At 40.9% G+C, this 19970-nt stretch carries 19 protein-coding genes and 1 riboswitch; of the genes, 12 read left to right on the plus strand and 7 right to left on the minus strand.

Translation table 11 applies throughout. The features are described 5' to 3' along the window. Nucleotides 1-30: 30 nt before the first annotated feature. Complete coding sequence (locus ACXAEA_RS11180) at nucleotides 31-1551, minus strand: HD domain-containing phosphohydrolase (protein ID WP_475095954.1); 1521 nt, start codon at nucleotides 1549-1551, stop codon at nucleotides 31-33. Between the two features lie 152 nt (nucleotides 1552-1703). Between ACXAEA_RS11180 and ACXAEA_RS11185 the strand changes: the two genes are divergently transcribed. Further along, complete coding sequence (locus ACXAEA_RS11185) at nucleotides 1704-2396, plus strand: aspartate/glutamate racemase family protein (RefSeq protein WP_475095955.1); 693 nt, start codon at nucleotides 1704-1706, stop codon at nucleotides 2394-2396. Between the two features lie 33 nt (nucleotides 2397-2429). Continuing rightward, a complete protein-coding gene (locus tag ACXAEA_RS11190) occupies nucleotides 2430-3197 on the plus strand; it encodes an alpha/beta hydrolase (protein WP_475095956.1) in 768 nt (255 codons plus the stop codon). Between the two features lie 30 nt (nucleotides 3198-3227). Here the strand turns inward: ACXAEA_RS11190 and ACXAEA_RS11195 are convergent, their stop codons facing one another. Beyond that, entirely contained in the window at nucleotides 3228-3563 is a 336-nt protein-coding gene (locus tag ACXAEA_RS11195) for a cyclic-phosphate processing receiver domain-containing protein (RefSeq protein ID WP_475095957.1), read from the minus strand. A 314-nt stretch (nucleotides 3564-3877) separates the two neighbouring features. On the opposite strand from ACXAEA_RS11195, the gene ACXAEA_RS11200 reads away from it, so the two are divergent. Beyond that, nucleotides 3878-6316 carry a S8 family serine peptidase gene (locus ACXAEA_RS11200; protein ID WP_475095958.1) on the plus strand — a complete coding sequence of 813 codons (2439 nt, stop codon included), beginning with the start codon at nucleotides 3878-3880 and terminating at the stop codon, nucleotides 6314-6316. A gap of 120 nt (nucleotides 6317-6436) precedes the next feature. On the opposite strand, the gene ACXAEA_RS11205 is transcribed toward ACXAEA_RS11200, so the two are convergent. After that, entirely contained in the window at nucleotides 6437-7762 is a 1326-nt protein-coding gene (locus ACXAEA_RS11205; protein ID WP_475095959.1) for an FAD-dependent oxidoreductase, read from the minus strand. A 631-nt stretch (nucleotides 7763-8393) separates the two neighbouring features. On the opposite strand from ACXAEA_RS11205, the gene ACXAEA_RS11210 reads away from it, so the two are divergent. Then, entirely contained in the window at nucleotides 8394-8990 is a 597-nt protein-coding gene (locus ACXAEA_RS11210; RefSeq protein WP_475095960.1) for a class I SAM-dependent methyltransferase, read from the plus strand. 92 nt (nucleotides 8991-9082) lie between these two features. Continuing rightward, nucleotides 9083-9565, plus strand: coding sequence for a PaaI family thioesterase (locus ACXAEA_RS11215; RefSeq protein ID WP_475095961.1), 483 nt, complete (start codon nucleotides 9083-9085; stop codon nucleotides 9563-9565). A 41-nt stretch (nucleotides 9566-9606) separates the two neighbouring features. On the opposite strand, the gene ACXAEA_RS11220 is transcribed toward ACXAEA_RS11215, so the two are convergent. Next, the gene (locus ACXAEA_RS11220; RefSeq protein WP_475095962.1) at nucleotides 9607-10113 is read right to left on the minus strand and encodes an SH3 domain-containing protein; all 507 of its coding nucleotides are present in this window, start codon (nucleotides 10111-10113) and stop codon (nucleotides 9607-9609) included. 141 nt (nucleotides 10114-10254) lie between these two features. On the opposite strand from ACXAEA_RS11220, the gene ACXAEA_RS11225 reads away from it, so the two are divergent. Both ACXAEA_RS11225 and ACXAEA_RS11230 read left to right on the plus strand, forming a co-directional pair. Continuing rightward, nucleotides 10255-11019 (plus strand): SDR family oxidoreductase, encoded by a 765-nt coding sequence (locus ACXAEA_RS11225; protein WP_475095963.1) that lies wholly within the window; start codon nucleotides 10255-10257, stop codon nucleotides 11017-11019. Next, the gene (locus tag ACXAEA_RS11230; RefSeq protein ID WP_475095964.1) at nucleotides 11016-11750 is read left to right on the plus strand and encodes a nucleotidyltransferase domain-containing protein; all 735 of its coding nucleotides are present in this window, start codon (nucleotides 11016-11018) and stop codon (nucleotides 11748-11750) included. Before ACXAEA_RS11225 ends, ACXAEA_RS11230 begins: the two co-directional genes overlap by 4 nt. Nucleotides 11751-11816: 66 nt before the next feature. On the opposite strand, the gene ACXAEA_RS11235 is transcribed toward ACXAEA_RS11230, so the two are convergent. Further along, the gene (locus ACXAEA_RS11235; RefSeq protein WP_475095965.1) at nucleotides 11817-12278 is read right to left on the minus strand and encodes a hypothetical protein; all 462 of its coding nucleotides are present in this window, start codon (nucleotides 12276-12278) and stop codon (nucleotides 11817-11819) included. Nucleotides 12279-12301: 23 nt separating this feature from the next. Then, nucleotides 12302-12718, minus strand: coding sequence for a hypothetical protein (locus tag ACXAEA_RS11240; protein ID WP_475095966.1), 417 nt, complete (start codon nucleotides 12716-12718; stop codon nucleotides 12302-12304). A gap of 132 nt (nucleotides 12719-12850) precedes the next feature. Here ACXAEA_RS11240 and ACXAEA_RS11245 point away from each other — a divergent pair, with 132 nt between their 5' ends. The 5 genes from ACXAEA_RS11245 (at nucleotide 12851) to ACXAEA_RS11265 (ending at nucleotide 19010) form a co-directional block, all read left to right on the plus strand. After that, nucleotides 12851-13612 carry a hypothetical protein gene (locus ACXAEA_RS11245; RefSeq protein WP_475095967.1) on the plus strand — a complete coding sequence of 254 codons (762 nt, stop codon included), beginning with the start codon at nucleotides 12851-12853 and terminating at the stop codon, nucleotides 13610-13612. A gap of 25 nt (nucleotides 13613-13637) precedes the next feature. After that, entirely contained in the window at nucleotides 13638-13970 is a 333-nt protein-coding gene (locus ACXAEA_RS11250) for a hypothetical protein (protein ID WP_475095968.1), read from the plus strand. A 28-nt stretch (nucleotides 13971-13998) separates the two neighbouring features. Then, entirely contained in the window at nucleotides 13999-14295 is a 297-nt protein-coding gene (locus tag ACXAEA_RS11255; RefSeq protein WP_475095969.1) for a hypothetical protein, read from the plus strand. Between the two features lie 113 nt (nucleotides 14296-14408). Next, nucleotides 14409-18056 (plus strand): multicopper oxidase domain-containing protein, encoded by a 3648-nt coding sequence (locus ACXAEA_RS11260; protein WP_475095970.1) that lies wholly within the window; start codon nucleotides 14409-14411, stop codon nucleotides 18054-18056. 30 nt (nucleotides 18057-18086) lie between these two features. Beyond that, on the plus strand, nucleotides 18087-19010 hold the full coding sequence (locus ACXAEA_RS11265; protein ID WP_475095971.1) for a hypothetical protein: 924 nt from the start codon (nucleotides 18087-18089) through the stop codon (nucleotides 19008-19010). Nucleotides 19011-19055: 45 nt separating this feature from the next. On the opposite strand, the gene ACXAEA_RS11270 is transcribed toward ACXAEA_RS11265, so the two are convergent. Next, nucleotides 19056-19619: a hypothetical protein gene (locus ACXAEA_RS11270; RefSeq protein ID WP_475095972.1), complete on the minus strand. Its 564-nt coding sequence runs from the start codon at nucleotides 19617-19619 to the stop codon at nucleotides 19056-19058. Between the two features lie 267 nt (nucleotides 19620-19886). Beyond that, nucleotides 19887-19929, plus strand: a riboswitch (PreQ1 riboswitch). The last annotated feature ends 41 nt before the right edge of the window (nucleotides 19930-19970 follow it).

Below are 19970 nucleotides of genomic sequence, written 5' to 3' on the forward strand. Positions count from 1 at the left end.
CTCTTTTTTGGATATAATTAGCATCTAATTTTATTGGCGCAATTCTGATGTAACTGCAATTTCCTTTTTGGCCTGATCACCCATTAATTCCACAAAAATACTCGCAAATTCAGGATCCCATTGGATTCCTTTACCGTCTTCAATTATTTTCAGTGCTTTCTCATATACCATTCCATTTCGGTACGGTCTGTTCGAGGTCATTGCATCAAACGCATCAGCTACGGCAATAATTCTCCCAAATAAAGGGATGGAATCCCCAGAAATCCCTGTGGGATAACCCTTTCCATCATAGCGTTCATGGTGATACTTAATACCTTCGATCACCATATTCATATCAGTGAAGCCCTTTACTTGGCTGATGATATTTGCACCTACTAAGGGATGGTTTTTTATTTCGGCAAATTCTTCATCTGTGAGTTTTCCATCTTTCATAAGTATACCGTCAGGGATCCCGATTTTCCCGATATCATGCAAAATAGCAGACTTTTTTAATAATGAAAGTTCATATTCTGCTAACCCATATTGTTGTCCAATTGAAATGGAATAAGCTGCAACTCTGGCTGAATGTCCAGCTGTATAAGGGTCACGGGCATCCAGAGCAGCCGACAGGCTCTCCAGGAAACTCTCAAACATCAGCTGCTTTTGATTGTCCCGGTCGTTGATTGCTTCGACCATATGGTTAAAACCGCTGACCAAACCGACGAATTCATCCGAGTATAATTCCTCGGTTTTCGCCAGATTGCCTTCCTGTACATTCTTCATTGACTCCTGGAGTTGGGCTATTGGCTGCTGTACATCCAAAAATAATAATTTGGACCCAAAATATGCGAACGCCAGGCCAATAAGAATAATGAAAATGGCCCAGTTCCAATAACTTTGAACAGATTCTCTGACTATATCAAGTTTCACCTGTGATGCTAGTCCGAATAATAAAATCGGAAAGACGGATATGTATAGGAAACTTAATTGGAACTTTCGTTTAATGGAGATGACGGTTTTGCCTTTTAGAGACAGACTTTCTTTAAAACGGACGGCTGCAGTATCAGAAAGCTCCAACACTAAGGGCTGTATAGCTTTGATGGTCAGAAAAAATTCAATTATTCCATGCATGCCAGCTACCAGGATGGCTCCGATGATCGCAAAGAAAACAAAGGTATAAGGGATACTCAACAGGTTCGTTTTAATGAATACAGTTGCCAATATTACCGCAGGAATCGAAAGGCCCATTAAATGTGGTCCCATTATCCTTCTGAATGTCAGAATCGGAAAGTGGTGCAATCTATTAAACGCTCTTTGAAAGGAATCCAAATCACTGTGTTCGCTCTCAAATACCACTGATATAGGCTTAATATCCTTAGAAAATGCATAATACTCAAATACAATCATAATAGTGAATGAGATTCCTAGAATGGCAGACATAATCAGGAACTCATTCTTCGAGAGAGCAAGAGTAAAGAAAATGAAAACACCGCCAACTCCAAGTACCGCAAGAGTAGAACCTAAAATATAATTATATAAAAGCTGTTTTCTAAACGTTGAAAAGGACTTCAAATTTTTTCTCCTTACAATCCTGCTATTTGGTTAATTATTAACTATTCCGATATATCTGTAAAGAAATTTTCATGGTGAAATAGCTATTTCATAGAGGATAAAACAATTATTTTGTAGAAGTAGTATCCATTTGAAGCAAAGGAGAAAGGAGCATGAAAACAATTGGCTTGATTGGCGGAATGAGCTGGGAATCATCAGCTGTGTATTACCGGGTTATAAATGAAGAAGTAAAAAGAAAGCTTGGCGGACTTCATTCGGCAAAGTGTATTTTATATAGTGTGGATTTTGAAATAATCGAAAAATGCCAGGCTGAGAACAACTGGAATAAGGCTGGCTCTATATTGGGTGAAGCAGCTTTAAGTTTAGAAAAAGCAGGGGCAGAACTAATCATCATTTGCACCAATACAATGCATAAAGTTATCGATCTGATTGCAGCTTATACGAAACTCCCTATCATACATATTGCAGACGTAACTGCCTGGAAAATCAAAGAAAATAAGATAAAAAGGGTAGGTCTGTTAGGCACCAAATACACAATGGAGGAGGATTTTTATAAATCAAGATTTGCATCTGAAAATATTGAAATGCTCATCCCTAATAGTGATGATCGAGAATTGATAAACCATACTATATTCAATGAATTGTGCCTTGGAAAAGTACAAGAATCATCTAAAGATAAATTCATTAACATTATCGAGAATTTACTTAAGGATGGTGCAGAAGGAATCATTCTGGGGTGCACTGAAATTGGTTTATTGATCAAGCAAGAAGATATAAGAGTGCCATTGTTCGATACTACTTTGATCCACGCGCTTGGAGCAGTGGAAAAATCTTTAGCTAAATGATTTTTAACAAGAAATTGAAACAGGAGGAAAACCATGTTCGAACATTTTAATGTCCATATCACACCCTTAAACCGTGAAAGAATGATAAGAGTCTATTTGCCAAACAGCTACAATTATCAGATAGACGAAAAATATCCGGTACTATATATGCATGACGGCCAGAATTTATATAAGGATGAAGATGCTGGCTATGGAATGTCGTGGGGAATATCCGATTATCTAGATAATAATGAATTAAAAATAATTGTCGTAGGCATCGACTGTAATGAGGGATTGAAAAGGCTTGATGAATATTCACCCTGGTCCAATTCTGAGACGAGGAAAATCCTCGCCCCCGATCTTGATGGCATCGGCGGAGAGGGGAAGCAGTATATGGAGTATATCGTCAATGAATTAAAGCCACTTATAGATTCTAAATACCGGACAAATCCAGATGAATCATCAATGGCAGGAAGTTCAATGGGTGGATTAATTTCAACTTATGCAGCATGCAAATATCCTCATATTTTCAAAAAAATTGCAGCTGTATCCTCAGCCTACTGGTTTGCCCAGGAAGGCATTGAACAACTGATTAAGGAAAGTGATTTATCGGCAATTGAGAAGTTTCACCTGGACGTCGGAACAAATGAATCACCTGATTCGACCGAAAGCAAACGCTACATCGAATCAAATGAATCTGTCTACAATTTGTTGAGGGAAAAGGTAAGTAACATCGAGTTCACCATTGCTGAAGGGGCAGTACACAATGAATTGGCTTGGCGAGAAAGGGTCCCAGTAATATTTAAATACTTGTTTGAATAAGCACTGCGAATGGACCAGGTTGTTACTGGTCTATTTTTTATGAAGTGGGAGAGGGCGTAAATATATATTTATCTTTAGTGGCATAAGGCTATCTTGTTGAGCCTTCTTGAAGCAATTATACATTGCTTTTCCACCTGTTGAATTTGCAGAATGGATCGTAATTCGATTGGCAAACAGCTTTTTTTCAATCATGATTTTAACAAGCATCAAGCCGTTCCTTGTATGGCTTTCTAAATCATGGTCTAAGGAAAGATGATCGATTTTATAGTTCTTCAAAAGAATAAGACATTCATCAATCGTTTCTGCGAGAACATAACCATCCGGCACTTTGCGATAATCATCCAGGAATACACTTATTTTCTCCATTTCTTACTCTCCTTCCCTAAAGGGGGTGACTAAGAAAAGTCGAGTGACCCTAGATTATTATTATCCTATAAAGATAACACACCTTTTGAATAAAAGGGGCAATTCCTACTTGGGAAATCTTGGTTTTTCCGGAGAATCAAAGTATTATCTATTACTGAACCAGTACATTTCAAAAAACAGGACTTTTGGCACAAGGGAAATCGAACTATTTGCAGAATATTTGTAATGTTACTATTATTTTGAAACAGGTGCGAATACTGGAGGTGAAAAATGTAGGATGCACCAAAATTTAAATAAGGGGATGTTAGAATAAAATGAAAAAGAAATTTTATAAGTCTCTTCTTACAAGCACTGCATTACTAATGGCCCTATCAGCCGCAGGAACTGCTTCTGGTGCTGATCCCGCTGCAAATGTTAAAAGTGCACCGCAACTTGCTGAACTAAAAGGCAACTTTGATTTCTCCTCAAGCAAACGCACTAAAGTAATTGTCCAGCTGACTGAACCCTCTCTCCTTGAAGCAAAACATACAGGTAAAAAACAAACAAAATCCAATCTCTCAAAAGCTCGTAATCTTGTAAAAGCCGATATTGCCAAAGCAATCAAAGGAACAAAGGTAAACAGGGAATATGACCATGTATTTTCAGGTTTTTCAGTTGAATTGCCAGAAAATGGAGTTCCGGCATTATTGTCTATTCCCGGCGTGAAAGCTGTCTATCCGGACGTTACATATACTGTTACAAGCACCGGAGAAGCAAAGCAGATCTCAGCTGAAGAATTTAGTCCTGCAATGTTTGAAAGTGCACCATTTATTGGTGCGGACAAGGCATGGGATTCAGGCTATACAGGAAAAGGAATCACGGTAGCCGTCATTGATACAGGAGCAGATTATACTCACCCTGATTTGGATCAGGCATTCGGAGATTATAAGGGATGGGACTTTGTCGATAATGACAATGACCCACAGGAAACTCCAAAAGGCGATCCACGCGGGGAAGAGACTGCACATGGAACCCATGTTTCTGGTACAGTTGCAGCTAATGGCAATATCGAAGGAGTCGCACCCGAAGCTACACTGTTGGCCTATCGCGTCCTAGGTCCTGGAGGCAGTGGTACATCTGAAAATGTCATCGCCGGAATTGAGAAGGCAGTTGAAGATGGTGCCGATGTTATGAACCTCTCTCTTGGCAACTCCTTAAATGACCCAGATTATGCTACAAGCATCGCTCTGGATTGGGCAATGGCTGAAGGGGTAGTAGCAGTAACCTCGAACGGAAACTCTGGCCCTAAGAACTGGACAGTCGGTTCACCAGGTACATCCCGTGATGCTATTTCCGTAGGGGCTACCCAGCTCCCTTACAATGTCTATAACTCTACTATTTCTACTTCAGCATGTGTTGAATACCCGTCTGCCAAGGTACAAGGGTTCCCTAGTGATGAGGCACTTTTAGCGATGAATGGAAATGAGTATGAGTTTGTTCATGTAGGACTTGGAGCACCTTCGGACTTCGAAGGCAAAGATGTAGAAGGAAAAATCGCTTTGATTAGTCGAGGGGCTTACCCATTTGTTGATAAAGCAGCTGCTGCAAAGGCTGCTGGTGCTTTAGGGGCGATCATTTATAATAACGTTGCTGGGGAACATGCAGATGTGCCGGGATTGGCTGTTCCTACGATAAAAACAACCCTTGAGGATGGCCAAAAACTTTTAGCTGAATTAGAGAAAGGTAACAATAAGGTATCATTTGGGATTGCTTTCTCCCGTGAGGTAGGAGAAACAATGGCTGATTTCTCTTCACGCGGGCCAGTGAATGGCACCTGGATGATCAAGCCAGATGTTTCTGCTCCAGGAGTGAATATCACTAGTACTGTTCCAACACATGATGCATCTAATCCACATGGTTACGCTGCATATCAAGGAACGAGTATGGCTTCTCCGCACGTAGCGGGTACGGCTGCATTATTATTACAGGCCCATCCGGATTGGAATGTCGATGATGTAAAAGCAGCGCTTATGAATACTGCCGATGAACTTAAAGATGCTAATGGAATTGTGTATCCGCACAATACGCAGGGTGCAGGAAGCATTCGTGTAATGGACGCAATCAATACAGAAACACTTGCCGTACCTGGCAGCCATTCATTTGGAACTTTCCTAAAAAACAAAGGCAAACAGGTTGAAGGACAACACTTCACTATTAAGAATCTTTCTTCTAAAACTAAAACCTATAGCTTTGAAATTAACATGGGAGAACATTCTGATGCTATCAAGGTCTCAACGAGCAAGAACCTTAAAGTGAACGCTGGCAAAACTCAACAAGTGAAACTGAATGTAAAAGTTGATGCCAGTAAGTTGGAGCCAGGTTATTATGAAGGTTCAATTACAATCAATGATGGCAAAGCTTCTGTTGATGTACCAACGATTTTGTTCGTAGGTGAACCCGATTATCCTCGCATTGAATATGTTGGGGTTAGCCAGCTAGAAAACGGGCAACTACAAATTGACACCTTATTCCCAAGTGGCGCAGAAACGGCAGAAATTTTTGTTTACAGGTCTAACGAAGCCGGAGCTCCGTTAGCATACTTAGGTGATATTGGTGTACTTGAAAATGTTCAACCGGGTTATACATCAATTCCTTGGGACGGTAAATTACAGAATGGAACTTCTATAACAAAGGGCCAATATTACAATGTTTACATCTACGCTACCTACAAAGGACAAACAGATTTAGCAGGAGGCAATTTCCTATACCAGTAAGATATCAGAAAAAACACGCTTGAAAATTCTTTCAAGCGTGTTTTTCGCCTTTAATTACAAGTTCCACAAAAAAATTGATTATTTCCATACTTGTTGACAAACCATTGACTCATATTTAGCTTAAGTCTTATCAGCCTTTAGTACACTCCATAAATTCGCTGGTTTGAATAGACTGGCTGGATGAGATTTCAGATGCAGAACTTTCATGAACTGGCTATAAACTTTTTCATTCTTTGAGCAGGCGTTGACTACTTTTTTCACATACCATTGAAGGATAGAGAGTCCGAAAGGCTTTTTGCCGTGTGTTGTTCGGAACCGGAAATCTTCTGTTAAGGCAATCAACCAGGGGACTTCGATAATCTTGTTTACTTTTTTATGAAAGTATTCAGTTACTAGTTTTTTACTCTTGCATTTCAGTAGGACTTTTCTTAAAGCTTTTGCTTCCATTGCAGCAATGGTCATCCCTTGAGCGAACAGCGGGTCAAACCTGCAGAAAGCATCGCCTATGACAAGTAATCCAGAAGGAAGATTTATTTTATCATAATGAAAACGGCGAAGAGCAGGGAACTTGTATACTTGAACCGATGGTGATTCAGCAATCCCATCCTTAATCGCATCGTATAACTGTGTTTCTCCAAGTGTTTGCGCATAGTTCAGGAAATCTGCCGGTTTTGTTGGTATTTTATGTGTACCATATCCATGAAGCGTAACTAAATACCTGTCACCTTCAATCGGCGAAATGCTTCCGCCACGGTCCAATTCAGCTGGGTTTGGGTAAAGAAGCAGGCTGTCCCAATCATACTCACCAGGTGAAAGGCTTTTATAAGTCATATTGGCATAAAACAAATCGACTTTTACCTCTGTCATAGGAAGTAACTCGAAGCCAGAATCCTTTAGCCATTTTGAAGCTAAAGCACTAGCACCTGACGCATCTACTACTAAATCGGACCAAAGCTCGACTATGGTATCATTCTGTTCTTCGATGAAAATGCCAGTAACTTCTTGTTCGCTATATATAAGATTCTTTGCCTTGCAGCCGTATTTGAAATGGAGATTAGGAATCTTTTCAAGCCTTTGGTGGACGTGCCAATCAAGAAAAGGCCGACTCTGCTGGATGATGGACAACCCAGAATCGAAGCGGATCTTTCTCCTTCCTAGATGAGTCCAGGAAATAGCTGAAGCAAAATCCGATTGTTTTGAACCATTCTCGATCAGGTCCTCGATAATCCCAGGAAATAATTCTTCTAAAATTTCCTCGCCTCTTTTTAAAAGCACATGTCCCTGGGCTCCTTGTGGAATTCCTTTTCTAGTCTCGAAGTCCGCATTATTAGGGTCTTTTTCTATTAATATCACTTCTTCAAAAAACTCCGTTAGGACCCTTGCAGCCAGCATACCAGCAAAACTCCCGCCAACGACTACCGCCCTCTTGTTTTTCTGTAAAAACATCTATTAGCCCCCATATATATCTAGTAAAATAGTATAAATAGTTTCATTGCCCGAAAGAATGAAAAACGAACTCCAACGGGAACTGAAACGTAGTTTCATTGCCCGAACAAAGGAAAATCGAGCTCCAACGGGAACTGAAACGTAGTTTCATTGCCCGAACAAAGGAAAAACGAACTCCAACGGGAACTGAAACATAGTTTCATTGCCCGAACAAAGGAAAATCGAGCTCCAACGGGAACTGAAACGTAGTTTCATTGCCCGAACAAAGGAAAAACGAACTCCAACGGGAACTGAAACATAGTTTCATTGCCCGAACAAAGGAAAATCGAGCTCCAACGGGAACTGAAACGTAGTTTCATTGCTCAAATATTGGAGAATTGTGCTCGAATGTGAACTGAATGAAAATAAGAAAGATCTTGATTTAAAATAAAATAATATTATAATCAGTACGGATAATTTTACCTAAAGTGGTGAAAAAATGAAAGAGTTACAAGGATTTTCAAAGGAATATCAAAATCTTCGACCTTTATGCATAAGCAAGTTCTTATAGACAGATGGGAGAAGTAAAAAACCAAAAAATAAGAATGATTAATTAATCCTTTAGACCGCATATTGAATGGAGTTATCAGCTATGAACGAGCAACAATTTGATAGAATGCTGAATATTAAAACGACTGGTGAGCAGAAAGGGATCATGCCTGTTTTTCATTATCATCGCTATGAACCTACGCTATATAGTGCTCTTGAGATTTTCTTTAGTGAATATCTTTTGAGTAATCGTGACAGGGTCGTGGATTTTGGCTGCGGTAAAGGCAGGTTAAATTTCTATCTGAATAATCGCTTTAACATTAATGTAATTGGTATTGAAATGAATGAGATATTTTATCATGAAGCACTTGAAAACAAGCACAGCTATTTAAGGAATTTCAGAAATAGGGATGACAAAATACACTTTCACTGCATCCTTGCTGAAAACTATCCGATCGCACAGAATGAAAATCGCTTTTATTTCTTCAATCCCTTTACTGTGCAAATTTTCATAAAGGTTGTAAACAACATCATGCTTTCATATGAAAAATGGGAAAGAGAGATTGACATTATCTTATATTTTCCGTCTGAGGATTATATTTTCTATCTTGAGACACAGACGCCATTTAAGCTCTCACGTGAAGTAAAATTACCTGAAACTAATCCAAATGAGAGATTCATGGTATATAAACTAATTTGACCATCGTTTCCTAATTCAACGAAAATTAAAGGATTTTTCCTTCCAATAGACGAAGTTATAAAAGATAAAGGAACTAAAGTGGGGGGACAATGATGGAAAACCAAGTTATGAAAGCAATTCAGGACGATTACCCGGAGGACTTTGCGTGGTGCTATGGATGCGGGAGAATGAATGAGCATGGACACCATTTCAGGTCTGGCTGGGACGGAGATAAGACTGTGACGATTTTCACCCCAAGACAGGAACATATGGCATTGCCAGGTTTCGTTTATGGCGGAGTGATCGGCTCACTTGTGGATTGCCACGGTACAGGTTCTGCGGCGCTTTATCTGCATCGTAAAAATGGGTATGAACCTGGTGGCGGAGCAGAACCGCCGAGATTTGTGACGGCATCTCTCCATGTCGATTTCCTTAAACCAACACCACAAGGAATTCCATTAAAGGCAGTAGGAAAAGTACATGAAATCCATCCAAAGAAATACAGGGTAGAGACGGAAGTTTTTGCAGGTGAAGAACTATGTGCTCGAGGTGAGGTAGTCGCGGTTGTCATGCCGGATACTTTCACAGCAAAGTAATAAAATAAAGACCCTGAAACTGGATTCAGGGTCTTTAAACTTTATTTTACCGGTTCAAGCAATGATGTTGGGAGATAACCTTCATTACCAGAGTTTTTTATTTTCACCTTCGTTCGCCTAATGTCTCTTTCGATAATTTCAGCTTCTGTCCCTTTTTTGACTTCCAGCACCTGTTTATCATTGACAATTTCATCCACACCTTCAACGTCATTTACTTCAATCAATTGATATAACTCATCGTAGGCTTCAGGTGTGAGTGCCAGATAAGCATCGTTCTGGATTGTAGCTATATCACCTTTTTGAAGGGTATTATCCTTTATTTCCCGTTCACTTTCCTTGTATTTCTCCTTCATGTTCTGTATGATGCCAGGTGTCTTCTCTTGTACTTTATCAACCACTTCTTTTGATTTTTCCTCTGTAGCTTTTGCAGCATTCTTTGTTTCTTCTTCAATCTGTTTGGCACCTTTTTCTGCTTCTTCACTGCTGCAGCCAGTTGCAAGCAAAACTGCTAGTCCCGCTGGTAAAATCCATTTTTTTATTGCCATCATAATTTCCTCCTGACGATAACTCTTCATAATGTAGGATACCACCCATGTGTTCTTATGAAACATACGAACAAAACCATAGACAATATATGGTAAATGAATAATAATAATCAAAGGTCGTAATAATTTTGGGGGATTTACACGATGAATGATAAGATCGCAATCGTAACAGGCGCAAGCAGGATCAAAGGCTTAGGAGCAGCCATATGCCGGGAACTCGCGGACAATGGGTATGACATTTTCTTCACATACTGGTCCAATTATGACAAGGAAATGTCCTGGGGGATCGCTCAGGATGAACCTTTAAAACTAAAAGAAGAGCTGTTGACAAAAGGGATAAAGGCTTCATGCATCGAATTGGATTTGACCCGGGATTCCGCTGCTTCAGTGCTATTTGATACAGTTGAAAAGGAGATGGGGGAACCAAGTGTTTTATTGAACAATGCAGCTTATTCCACCAACAATGATTATTCTACTTTAAAACCAGCTGACCTTGACGCTCACTACATGATTAATATCCGCGCAACAACACTGCTAAGTATAGAGTTTGCCAAAAGGTTTAAGAAAGCTGGTGGTGGCAGAATCATTAACATGACATCCGGACAATTTAAAGGACCGATGCCCGGTGAATTAGCCTATGCAACAACCAAGGGGGCAATCGATGCATTGACGATTACATTGGCGGCGGAGCTAGCTCCCAAGAAAATTACGGTAAACGCAATTAACCCGGGACCTACCGACACTGGGTGGATGGATGATGCTATCAAAAACGAGTTGTCTCCTAGATTCCCATTCGGCCGCTTAGGAAACCCGAAGGATGCAGCAAGGCTTGCAAGGTTTTTAGCAAGTGAAGATGCAGAATGGATCACTGGTCAAATCCTTCATTCAGAAGGAGGTTTCATACGATGAAAGACGGTGGGAAAATAAGTACTGGGATGAAGCGCGGACCACTTGAAGCAGCAAGGCAGTTTGTGGAAGAGAGATTCCCGGATTGTGATGCAGCCCTGCTTGCCGGGAGTGTGACAAGAGGAGAGTCCACAGAGACATCTGATCTGGATATCGTGATTTTTGATCAAAAAATAACTACAGCTTATAGGGAGTCCCTATATGCTTTTGATTGGCCAATCGAAGTGTTTGTCCATAATTTAGTTTCTTATAAAGCTTTTTTCGAAAGTGATGTAAAAAGAGCAAGACCAAGCCTGCCAAGAATGGTATCTGAAGGCATGATTATTAGAAACAGTAAGTATTTGGAGTCAATTATCGATGAAGCCACAGAGCTTATTACAAGTGGTCCAGCTGATTGGACTCCACAAGAGGTTGAGTTGAAACGATATTTCCTGACTGACGCACTCGATGATTTTCAGGGGTCAGAAGATAGGGCAGAGGAACTCTTTATAGCCAATACACTGGCCGATTTATTGCACGAATTTGTGTTAAGGACAAACCAACGCTGGATAGGCAGTTCCAAATGGATGATCCGGGAACTGAAACGATTTGATCCCGTTTTTACTGACCGTTTTGTCCAGGCTTTTGAACTGTATTATCAATCTGGCAAAAAAGAACAGGTTATCGAATTGGCCGATTCGGTTCTGGAACCGTTTGGCGGTCGTTTATTCGAAGGATTCTCTATAGGCAAATAATACAGAAAAGCAGCTGTAAGCTGCTTTTTATTATGGAAAGAAATTTAGATTACCCATTCATCCCACTTAAGCTCGAAAAGAAAAAATGAGCAAAAGACAGGAGATTCCCTGGATACAAAGACTTAATAATGCAAAGAAGATGATGATCTCCTGCTCCGTCAAAATGTTACTTGGCAATCCGCAAATCGCAGGGTTCATGACCACTGCCCCCATCATTGTCCCCATTATTCCTGCTATGCCTCCACTATAAATTCCTGCAATCAATGATTGTGCATTTAGCAGCGAACCAAAGAGCCATCCTATACTGATGCCAATCAATAAATTCAAGACACCAATCACCTCAAAGTAATCAGGGAAAATCAGAAACAGGTTTAGCGCTGCTACCAGGCTAAATGTACTGCTCGCGGAAAAAGAAGCTGTAAAACCAAACCTGTCATTAAACAAACTCCTTGATCTATGAAGAACATAGTAAACCCAGGTTCCAAAGATGCAATTAAGGAAAGTTGTTGAAATCAGGATAATCTGCATTTGACACCTCCAGTAAGCACCAATTAGGTCTTGTACGCAGACGCGGCAACCAGGCAAAAGGAACTGATGATGAAAACCTCTATCATAACCAGGAATAGAACTCCTTCAGAAGCCGCTGCCCCGACCATCGGGGCCATGATGCCCATCATAAGGCCGTTGATATACCCTGTCAGTAAGGTTTGATAATCAAAAAGATTGCCGAAGAGGATGCCGGTTATACTGCCAACGATCACTGAAATCAGTGTCGCTTCCAAAAAAGACAAGGGATACAGATTAATGAATATAATCCCGGTACCCAGTGCCAGGCCGCCACCAGCTACCATGGAAATGTTCATTCCTAAATGAAATCCGATTTGCTTTCTTCGATTGAAAAGGTAGATATACAAAACATACGCTGAAAGAAAGTTTATTGGAAAAAAAATCACAATCCATTCTGACAAGATCCATCACCTCTAATGTTCAATGTATTCAATGAATCAGCAGAGGTGTTTGAAATAATTTCCATATTAATGACATTTACCACATACGATTCATAAGATAATGGGAAAATTCGTTCAAAAGGAGGGGAAACATTGAAAACGGGAATGCGCCATTCGGATTATATTAAAGTCCTTTTAGAAAATAGGAAGGAAGAAACCCGGCAAGTTGACCAAATCCATGAAAAAGGAGATTGCTTTACTTCGCCTCCTGGTGCAACCTCGCTTGAAGAGAACCGGATTTTAACGGAATATTTGGAGCAAATCAATTTGCAAAAAGTCGTAAGCTCTCAACCTGCACAGAAGAAAACATTATTATTAAGAAAATTTTTCAAAATGAAACGAAATCAGGAAGTTATCATTTACTCAAAATCAGAAGATAAACCGGTGGAGATTAAAGGAAAGGTCATTGCTGTCGGCCGGGATTTCGTGATGCTGACCAATTTAAAAGAACGGATTTGGATTCCATACCATGCCATTGATTCTGCAAACATTCCTTCTGGTGTTCCTAATTATGAAACCAGCCATCAAAACTTTATTTATGATAACGACATGAAAAGGAAATTGATTACAAACTTTGGTGAAACCGTTGCCAGGAGAGAGGTTCTGATTCAGCAGTTTTTTGAAGAATCGTTAATGACAAATTTGCGAAGTGTGGAGGGTTTATGGGCCAAGGCAGTGACAGAAGACGGCACTCACATCGGCAGGATTTCGTCGACATCCGATAATGGAATGGTTCTCCTGAGTCCAAAAGAAGAAGTTCATATTGAATGGTCATCTCTTAAGCGAATGTACACTTTGCGGCTTTTACAACGATTGTACATGGCCGGCAAAAGTTTATTCGGAAGTATCTTATAACTGATGAAAGGATTGGTGAAATACGATGAACGACCAATCATTGACGCCGTTAACAGCAGCAAAGAATGTAAGTGAAGTACAGGATGAGTTATACGCACTCTTTTTAGACAGGATGGGAGAACAGGTTCTGGTAGTTACGGAATCCTCACAGCTTAATTTGCTGGGCCAAACCTTCCGGCCGATCTTCTGCGGGGAAATCGCAGAGGTTGAGCCTGGACATATAACTCTCTCACCAGTCACAATCAAACTCTTAAACGCACCATTTTATCAATTTCCCATTCCTGTCTCCATTCCATTTGAAAAAGTCGCACACTTTTCCCTGGATGTAGACTGCTCTATGAGGTTCCCGCTCGTATAGATAACTTAGTTAAGGAGGTATTTGAATAATGGGACTCGATTTTTCAAAAATGTCAGATGTGAACGAAATTCATGATCAGGCGATTATTGAACATTTCAGGAACGGAATCAATCACAAGGTCTTCATCCTGTCACCTTCCTATCCTTATATTTTCATAGGAAAGATTGAGGAAATCCTGGGAGATACGGTAAAGATCGATGTAGAAACAACACACTTCGCACAGCTAGAAAACAGGCCCTGGTATATTCACATTCATAATATTGAAGTGTTTTTCATTGAGCGCGCACTTGGGCCAAAGATTCCTAATTTAGATGATTTCTCCTGAATGTGTTACTAGAAGATTTTTCCTTAAATTGAATAGGACATCAAATTCGCTTATTTCAAAGGTTTAACCATCCACTTCCAATTAATTCCTTAATATTTGAAGGGGGGAAATGAATGAACAGAAAATTTCACGTCGTCGCGATTTCGACGAGAATTGTGGTCAATAATTTTGGCGACCATAATCCTAATGGCAGGATTTATGTTTTAAAAGAAAATGAGTCTAAAATAAAGGACCTTGTCAGCAAAAACCCTTACAAACCCGTCGACCTTGTTCAACCTCTGGCCATCCGGGCAAATGAGGGAGATGTTGTGGATATTCTTTTTGAGAACCAGCTGCCATTTTCAGCGGGGATGCATTTTCAAGAAGCAGATTACAACGTCCTGACATCAGATGGAGCAGATGCAGGATATAACCCTGATACGACCGTTAAACCAGGAGAAAAAATCCTTTACCGCATCCATGCCAGCCTGGAAGGAATTTATTATTTTACTGATTTGGGAAATGTGTCAAGCACTGAGCAGGGATCAAGCATCCAAGGTTTGTTCGGCGCGCTGCTCGTCCAAAAACGCGGGTCAAGATGGACAGACCCGGTGACGGGCAAACCAATAAATAGCGGTGTTTACGCTGATATCCACCACCCTTTCCTGCCTTCATTCCGTGAATATGCCTGGTTTTTCAATGATGAAATGGAAGTGAAGGATTTAACGGGGAACAGACCCCTTAACCCGATGACCAACCAGGAAGCTGAATCATTTCATGGTGTGAACCTTCGTTATGAACCTATGAATAATCGTAAAAGGTTGATAGAAGAGGGAGTTGTATGTCCTGATTGTGATGCAGAAGAGGTTCATCATGATTCATGGGTGTTCGGTGATCCTGCTACGCCGATACTAAGAGGTTATGTTGGCGACCCGGCTATTATTAGGCTGATCCATGGAGGAGTACGGGAAACACATGTATTCCACTATCATGTTCATCAATGGCTTGGTGATTCAAAAAATATTGAAGCAGAAATCCTTGATGCACAAGCGATCAGTCCGCAATCCCATTATTCCGTCCAGCCTTTGTATGGTCTTGGAAGTTTGCATGGAGCGATAGGCGATGTCGTAATCCACTGCCATCTCTACCCTCACTTCGGGGCAGGGATGTGGGGAATCAACAGGGTATTTGATACTCTGCAGGATGGAAGTCAATGCTATCCAAATGGAGTCAAAATTGAAGCCCTCCAACCACTACCGGACCGTCCGCTTCCTCCAAAACCGACACCTGCAAGGCCTGGATTTCCAAACTTCATCCCAGGGAAGGTAGGATACAAAGCTCCAAGGCCTCCACTTGGAATTGTTGGCGGCCGGGACATGACAGTTTTAGAGGAAAATGCAGCAATTCCAAATGCACGTCCTGGTGCTGTCTTTGCTGAACCATGCATGGATAATCCCGTTGTTGTTGAATTTGATATATCAGTAATTGAAATGCCGATTGTGTATAACAGACAGGGCTGGCATGACCCAAAAGGAAGATTATATGTATTTGATGAAGACCTTGATGATGTGCTTTCCGGAAAAAAGGAACCTGAGCCGCTGGTGTTCCACGTCCCGGCAGGAACCTGCATAAGAATCAATTATACAAACCGGATGCCGCATATCCTTGATGGAGATGCATTCCAGCTTGTAACGAGGACATATGAAAATGGCTTTCATATTCATTTTGTGAAATTCGATGTGCTCGTTTGCGATGGTGCTAATGTCGGCTGGAATTACGACAGTTCAGTTTTACCAGGGCAGACGATCCGTTATGAATGGTTTGCAGATACTGAGTTAAAGGCATTCTTTTTCCATGACCACCTGTTTCCTAATTCCCACCAGCAGCACGGTGTATTTGGAGCTGGTGTAATCCAGCCGAGATTCTCCAAATTCCTAGATTCAAAAACAGGGAAAGAGGTCGACCATGGAACACAGATTACAGTCGAGCATCCGCTAATACCGGATTATCGTGACCAAACACTGTTTGTCCAGGATTTTGCATTGCTGTTCGATAAAAATGGCTGTCCAATCCAGCCGCCTGAATATCCTGGTTCAGAAGATGACCCAGGTGTGTTCGCGGTAAATTATAAATGTGAGCCTCTTAAATTCAGACTGGGGAAAGATTGTGATCCAGCATACTCTTTCAGCTCCTATGTACATGGTGATCCTGTGACACCTATTTTGCGGGCATACGAAGGAGATCCGATCAGAATAAGACTCTTGCAGGGGGCGCATGAAGAATCGCACAGCTTCAATATTCACGGCTTGAAATGGAAAGAGGAACGGCCAGATTTAGGATCCTCCATGAAAGCACAGCAGCACATCGGCATATCAGAATCCTTCACTTTTGAAATGGAGATTCCATTATCAGGTGACTACCTTTGGGCATTCGAGGATGAAGAAGATGTGTGGCTGGGAACGTGGGGTCTGATTCGGGCATTTAAGGAAAAAGTCGACGATTTAATTACCTTGCCTGATCGAAACGATCCACCCAAGCGAACTACTAAACTTCCGAAACCAACAGGACATCCTCCAAAACTGGCAGATCCGCAGTCAAGCATGCCTCCAGATGCCTATCCAGGAGCACCAGTGAAGAAGTTTGATGTAGTAGCTTTCCAGACATCCATTCAATACAATTCATACGGCGATCACGACCCTTATGGAATTATTTTCGCTTTAAAGGAAGATGAAGAAGATATCCTGTCAGGAAAAAAGAACCCTGTACCGCTTGTGCTCCGCGCAAATGTTGGCGACCTGGTAGAAGTGACTTTGACTAGCAAACTTAAGAAAGAATTGTTCCCTTTCCCTGATGGAATACATCCTTATCCGCCTGTAAAGGAACAATCCTTCTATCCGCCATCATTGCGCATCTCATTGCACACGGGCCTATTGAGTTATGATGTGAAAACCTCAAGCGGCGATACGGTAGGCTATAATCCAGATCAGACAGTCGGCCCGGGTCAGACCATTACGTACAGATGGTTTGTTGATGGTCAATTCGGCACCTGTGCGATGTGGGATATGGCAGATTTACGGAATCACCGCTCATTCGGAACCTTCGGGGCTTTCATTGCTGAACCCCGTTATACAACTTACCATGATCCACATACGCTTAAAAAAGTGAAAACAGGGGAAAACGTCGTCTTGAGGAATCCTCTGCTTCCGGATACACGCGAATTCGTCATGATCATGCATGATGGCGTAAGACTTGAAGATAAAGATGGCAAGGTCATCATCGATCCAATTGATGGTGTCATCCCGGATACTGAAGTTTTGGAGGAAGTGGACAGCTATGATTTTGGTTCACGCGGGTTCAATTATCGGAGCGAGAGATTGATTAACCGTTACAAAAAACATCCAGTTCTGCATGAACTTTTCTCATCAGAAGTGTTCGGCGATCCAGCTACCCCAGTTTTTGAAGCTTATCCTGGAGAGCCTGTCGTCATTCGTCTTACGATTCCTGCTGAAAGGCGAAGATCTCACACATTCCACCTTCACGGGCACTATTGGAAATTTGACACGAAAGACCTGGATTCACGAACCCAGTCCTTTATCGGACATATGGTGGCTGGCCATACGGATGATTTGCCTTTGATAGGGGGAGCAGGAGGGATTTACAATTACCCTGGAGATTATCTGTACCGCTCAGGAAACATACGCTGGCATTTAGAGCTTGGGATGTGGGGTATCTTCAGAGTCCATAAGGAAATTCAAGATGACTTGCCACCACTTAAAGATTAAGGTATCCGTGGAAAGAAGGGATGTGACATCATGAAAAAAAGACATAAAATTGAGCGCCCTGATTTTTACACTGAAAGCTCTGAACATCGTGAAAGCAGCTCGTCCTCGGTTCCAATTGATGATTTTTGTCCGCCTGAAGGATGTCCTGAAAGAATCGAGACTCCATTGTACCCATCACCGACTTCTTGTTTATCAGAAGAACGGCTTCATGAATTAGAGGAGAAAATGGACGCTGCCAACCGGCTGCTTTTAGACCTTGGATTATCCAATGAACAATCAGAAACAGGACGAAGAATTTTATTTGATGGTTTGAAATCCCATACTGTAAGGGTTAAGATCCGATGCTCAATGAGTGATGAAGAGGAAGAGCATGCTGATGTTGAACCAGTAACTCCGATGTTAATGGCAGATGCAAAAGGGAACTCAACATCAAAAAAACAGAGCCAAAAGGGAAAGCAAAAAAAAGCACCGAAAAAAAAGCGTATTAAAAAGAAACAACTTATGAAGAGAAAAAGGAAAGCAAGGAGCAGCAAAAATATGGTTGAGGGGAAAGTAGAATTTGCCGGCCGCGACTTTGTTCAGCTTAGTAAAAACGGGCGAATTATTCTTATACCATTCAGCAAAGTGTGCGTGGTCATAACCAGGAGGAAATTTATTCCGCCTGTCCATGAGCCTTCGTTGATAGACATCGATGCATGCTTCCGCAGGGAATTGACTTTTAACTTTGGTGAAACTGTTGCCAACGATCCCGATCTGGTCCAGCTCTTCTACCGAATCAAGTTGTCTATGTACCTTAAAACTTATGAGGACGATAAAATTACAATTAGCACTATAGACGGAGATCACCAAGGAGTAATCAAGTCGATTCACAATGAAAAAATTCAAATGGAACTTGCCGATGGCAGCATCGAGAATATATCATTGTCTAACGTTTGTTACATCATAAAAAACTAATTCTAGAATTTGAAAACGCCTAAAGCAAAAGCTTAGGCGTTTTTTTTATAAAACATTCCGTTTTCCCTTTTCCAGTTCAAGCCAATTTATGGTGTCAAAAGGAATCATGAAATAATCTTTTTTGTGATGCCCTTTATGATTTTTGGATTCATTTACATTAATAAATTCAACTTTTTTCATTTCCACAAAATCAGATCCGACAAAACTGATTCTGCCTTGTAAACTTTTCACTTCATTGTCACATTCGTATCCGATCTTAACCTTACAGCCCAAATATTGCCTTAATGCAGATGCCATACGGTTTCTTAAGCCACCCAGGCGCAAGCTGAAATTTCTGCTGCAAATTTCACGGTGTGAATAATCAAATCTCCGGTCGAAGATGATTGGCATGCAAAAATCTTTGTAACTTCTGCAATAATCACCATGTGAACTGGATTCCAAATGTTCCTCATTGGATGGGGATTCAGATTCTGAATCCGTTCCACAGGAATAATTCGGGGCAAAAGGGGAATCGTGTTTATCGCACTCGGGTTCATCACATTCGTAGAAGTCAGGGTGAAACTTATCATCAAAATCGCGGTTCCTTGATAAAGAATTCTCTAGATCCATCGTTGTCCTCCTTGTCTAATAAAAATTTGAATGACTATGTTCAACCTTTCATCAAACTGTTCAATTAATATTTAAACAGACCCATTTTTAAGTAGATTGAACCTGTTGACATTTTATTCACATTTTTGGAATCCGCTTGAGCGGATGTCCTTATCTAAATAACAAAATTTGATCCACAATAACCTTTAGGAAACAGGTCTAAGAAAAGCTTCCTTTTTATAAAATGTATGATAAAATGGGTAAGTCAAAATTATATAATCCGTTTTTACGGAAGAGGTTCTAGCTACCCTCTCAAAAAAACTAAGGGAAAACAGTACCGCTGTCTTAGTGGTGCTGTTTTTTTCCGTTATA

It is taken from the genome of Mesobacillus sp. ABV4_180, assembly GCF_056158485.1.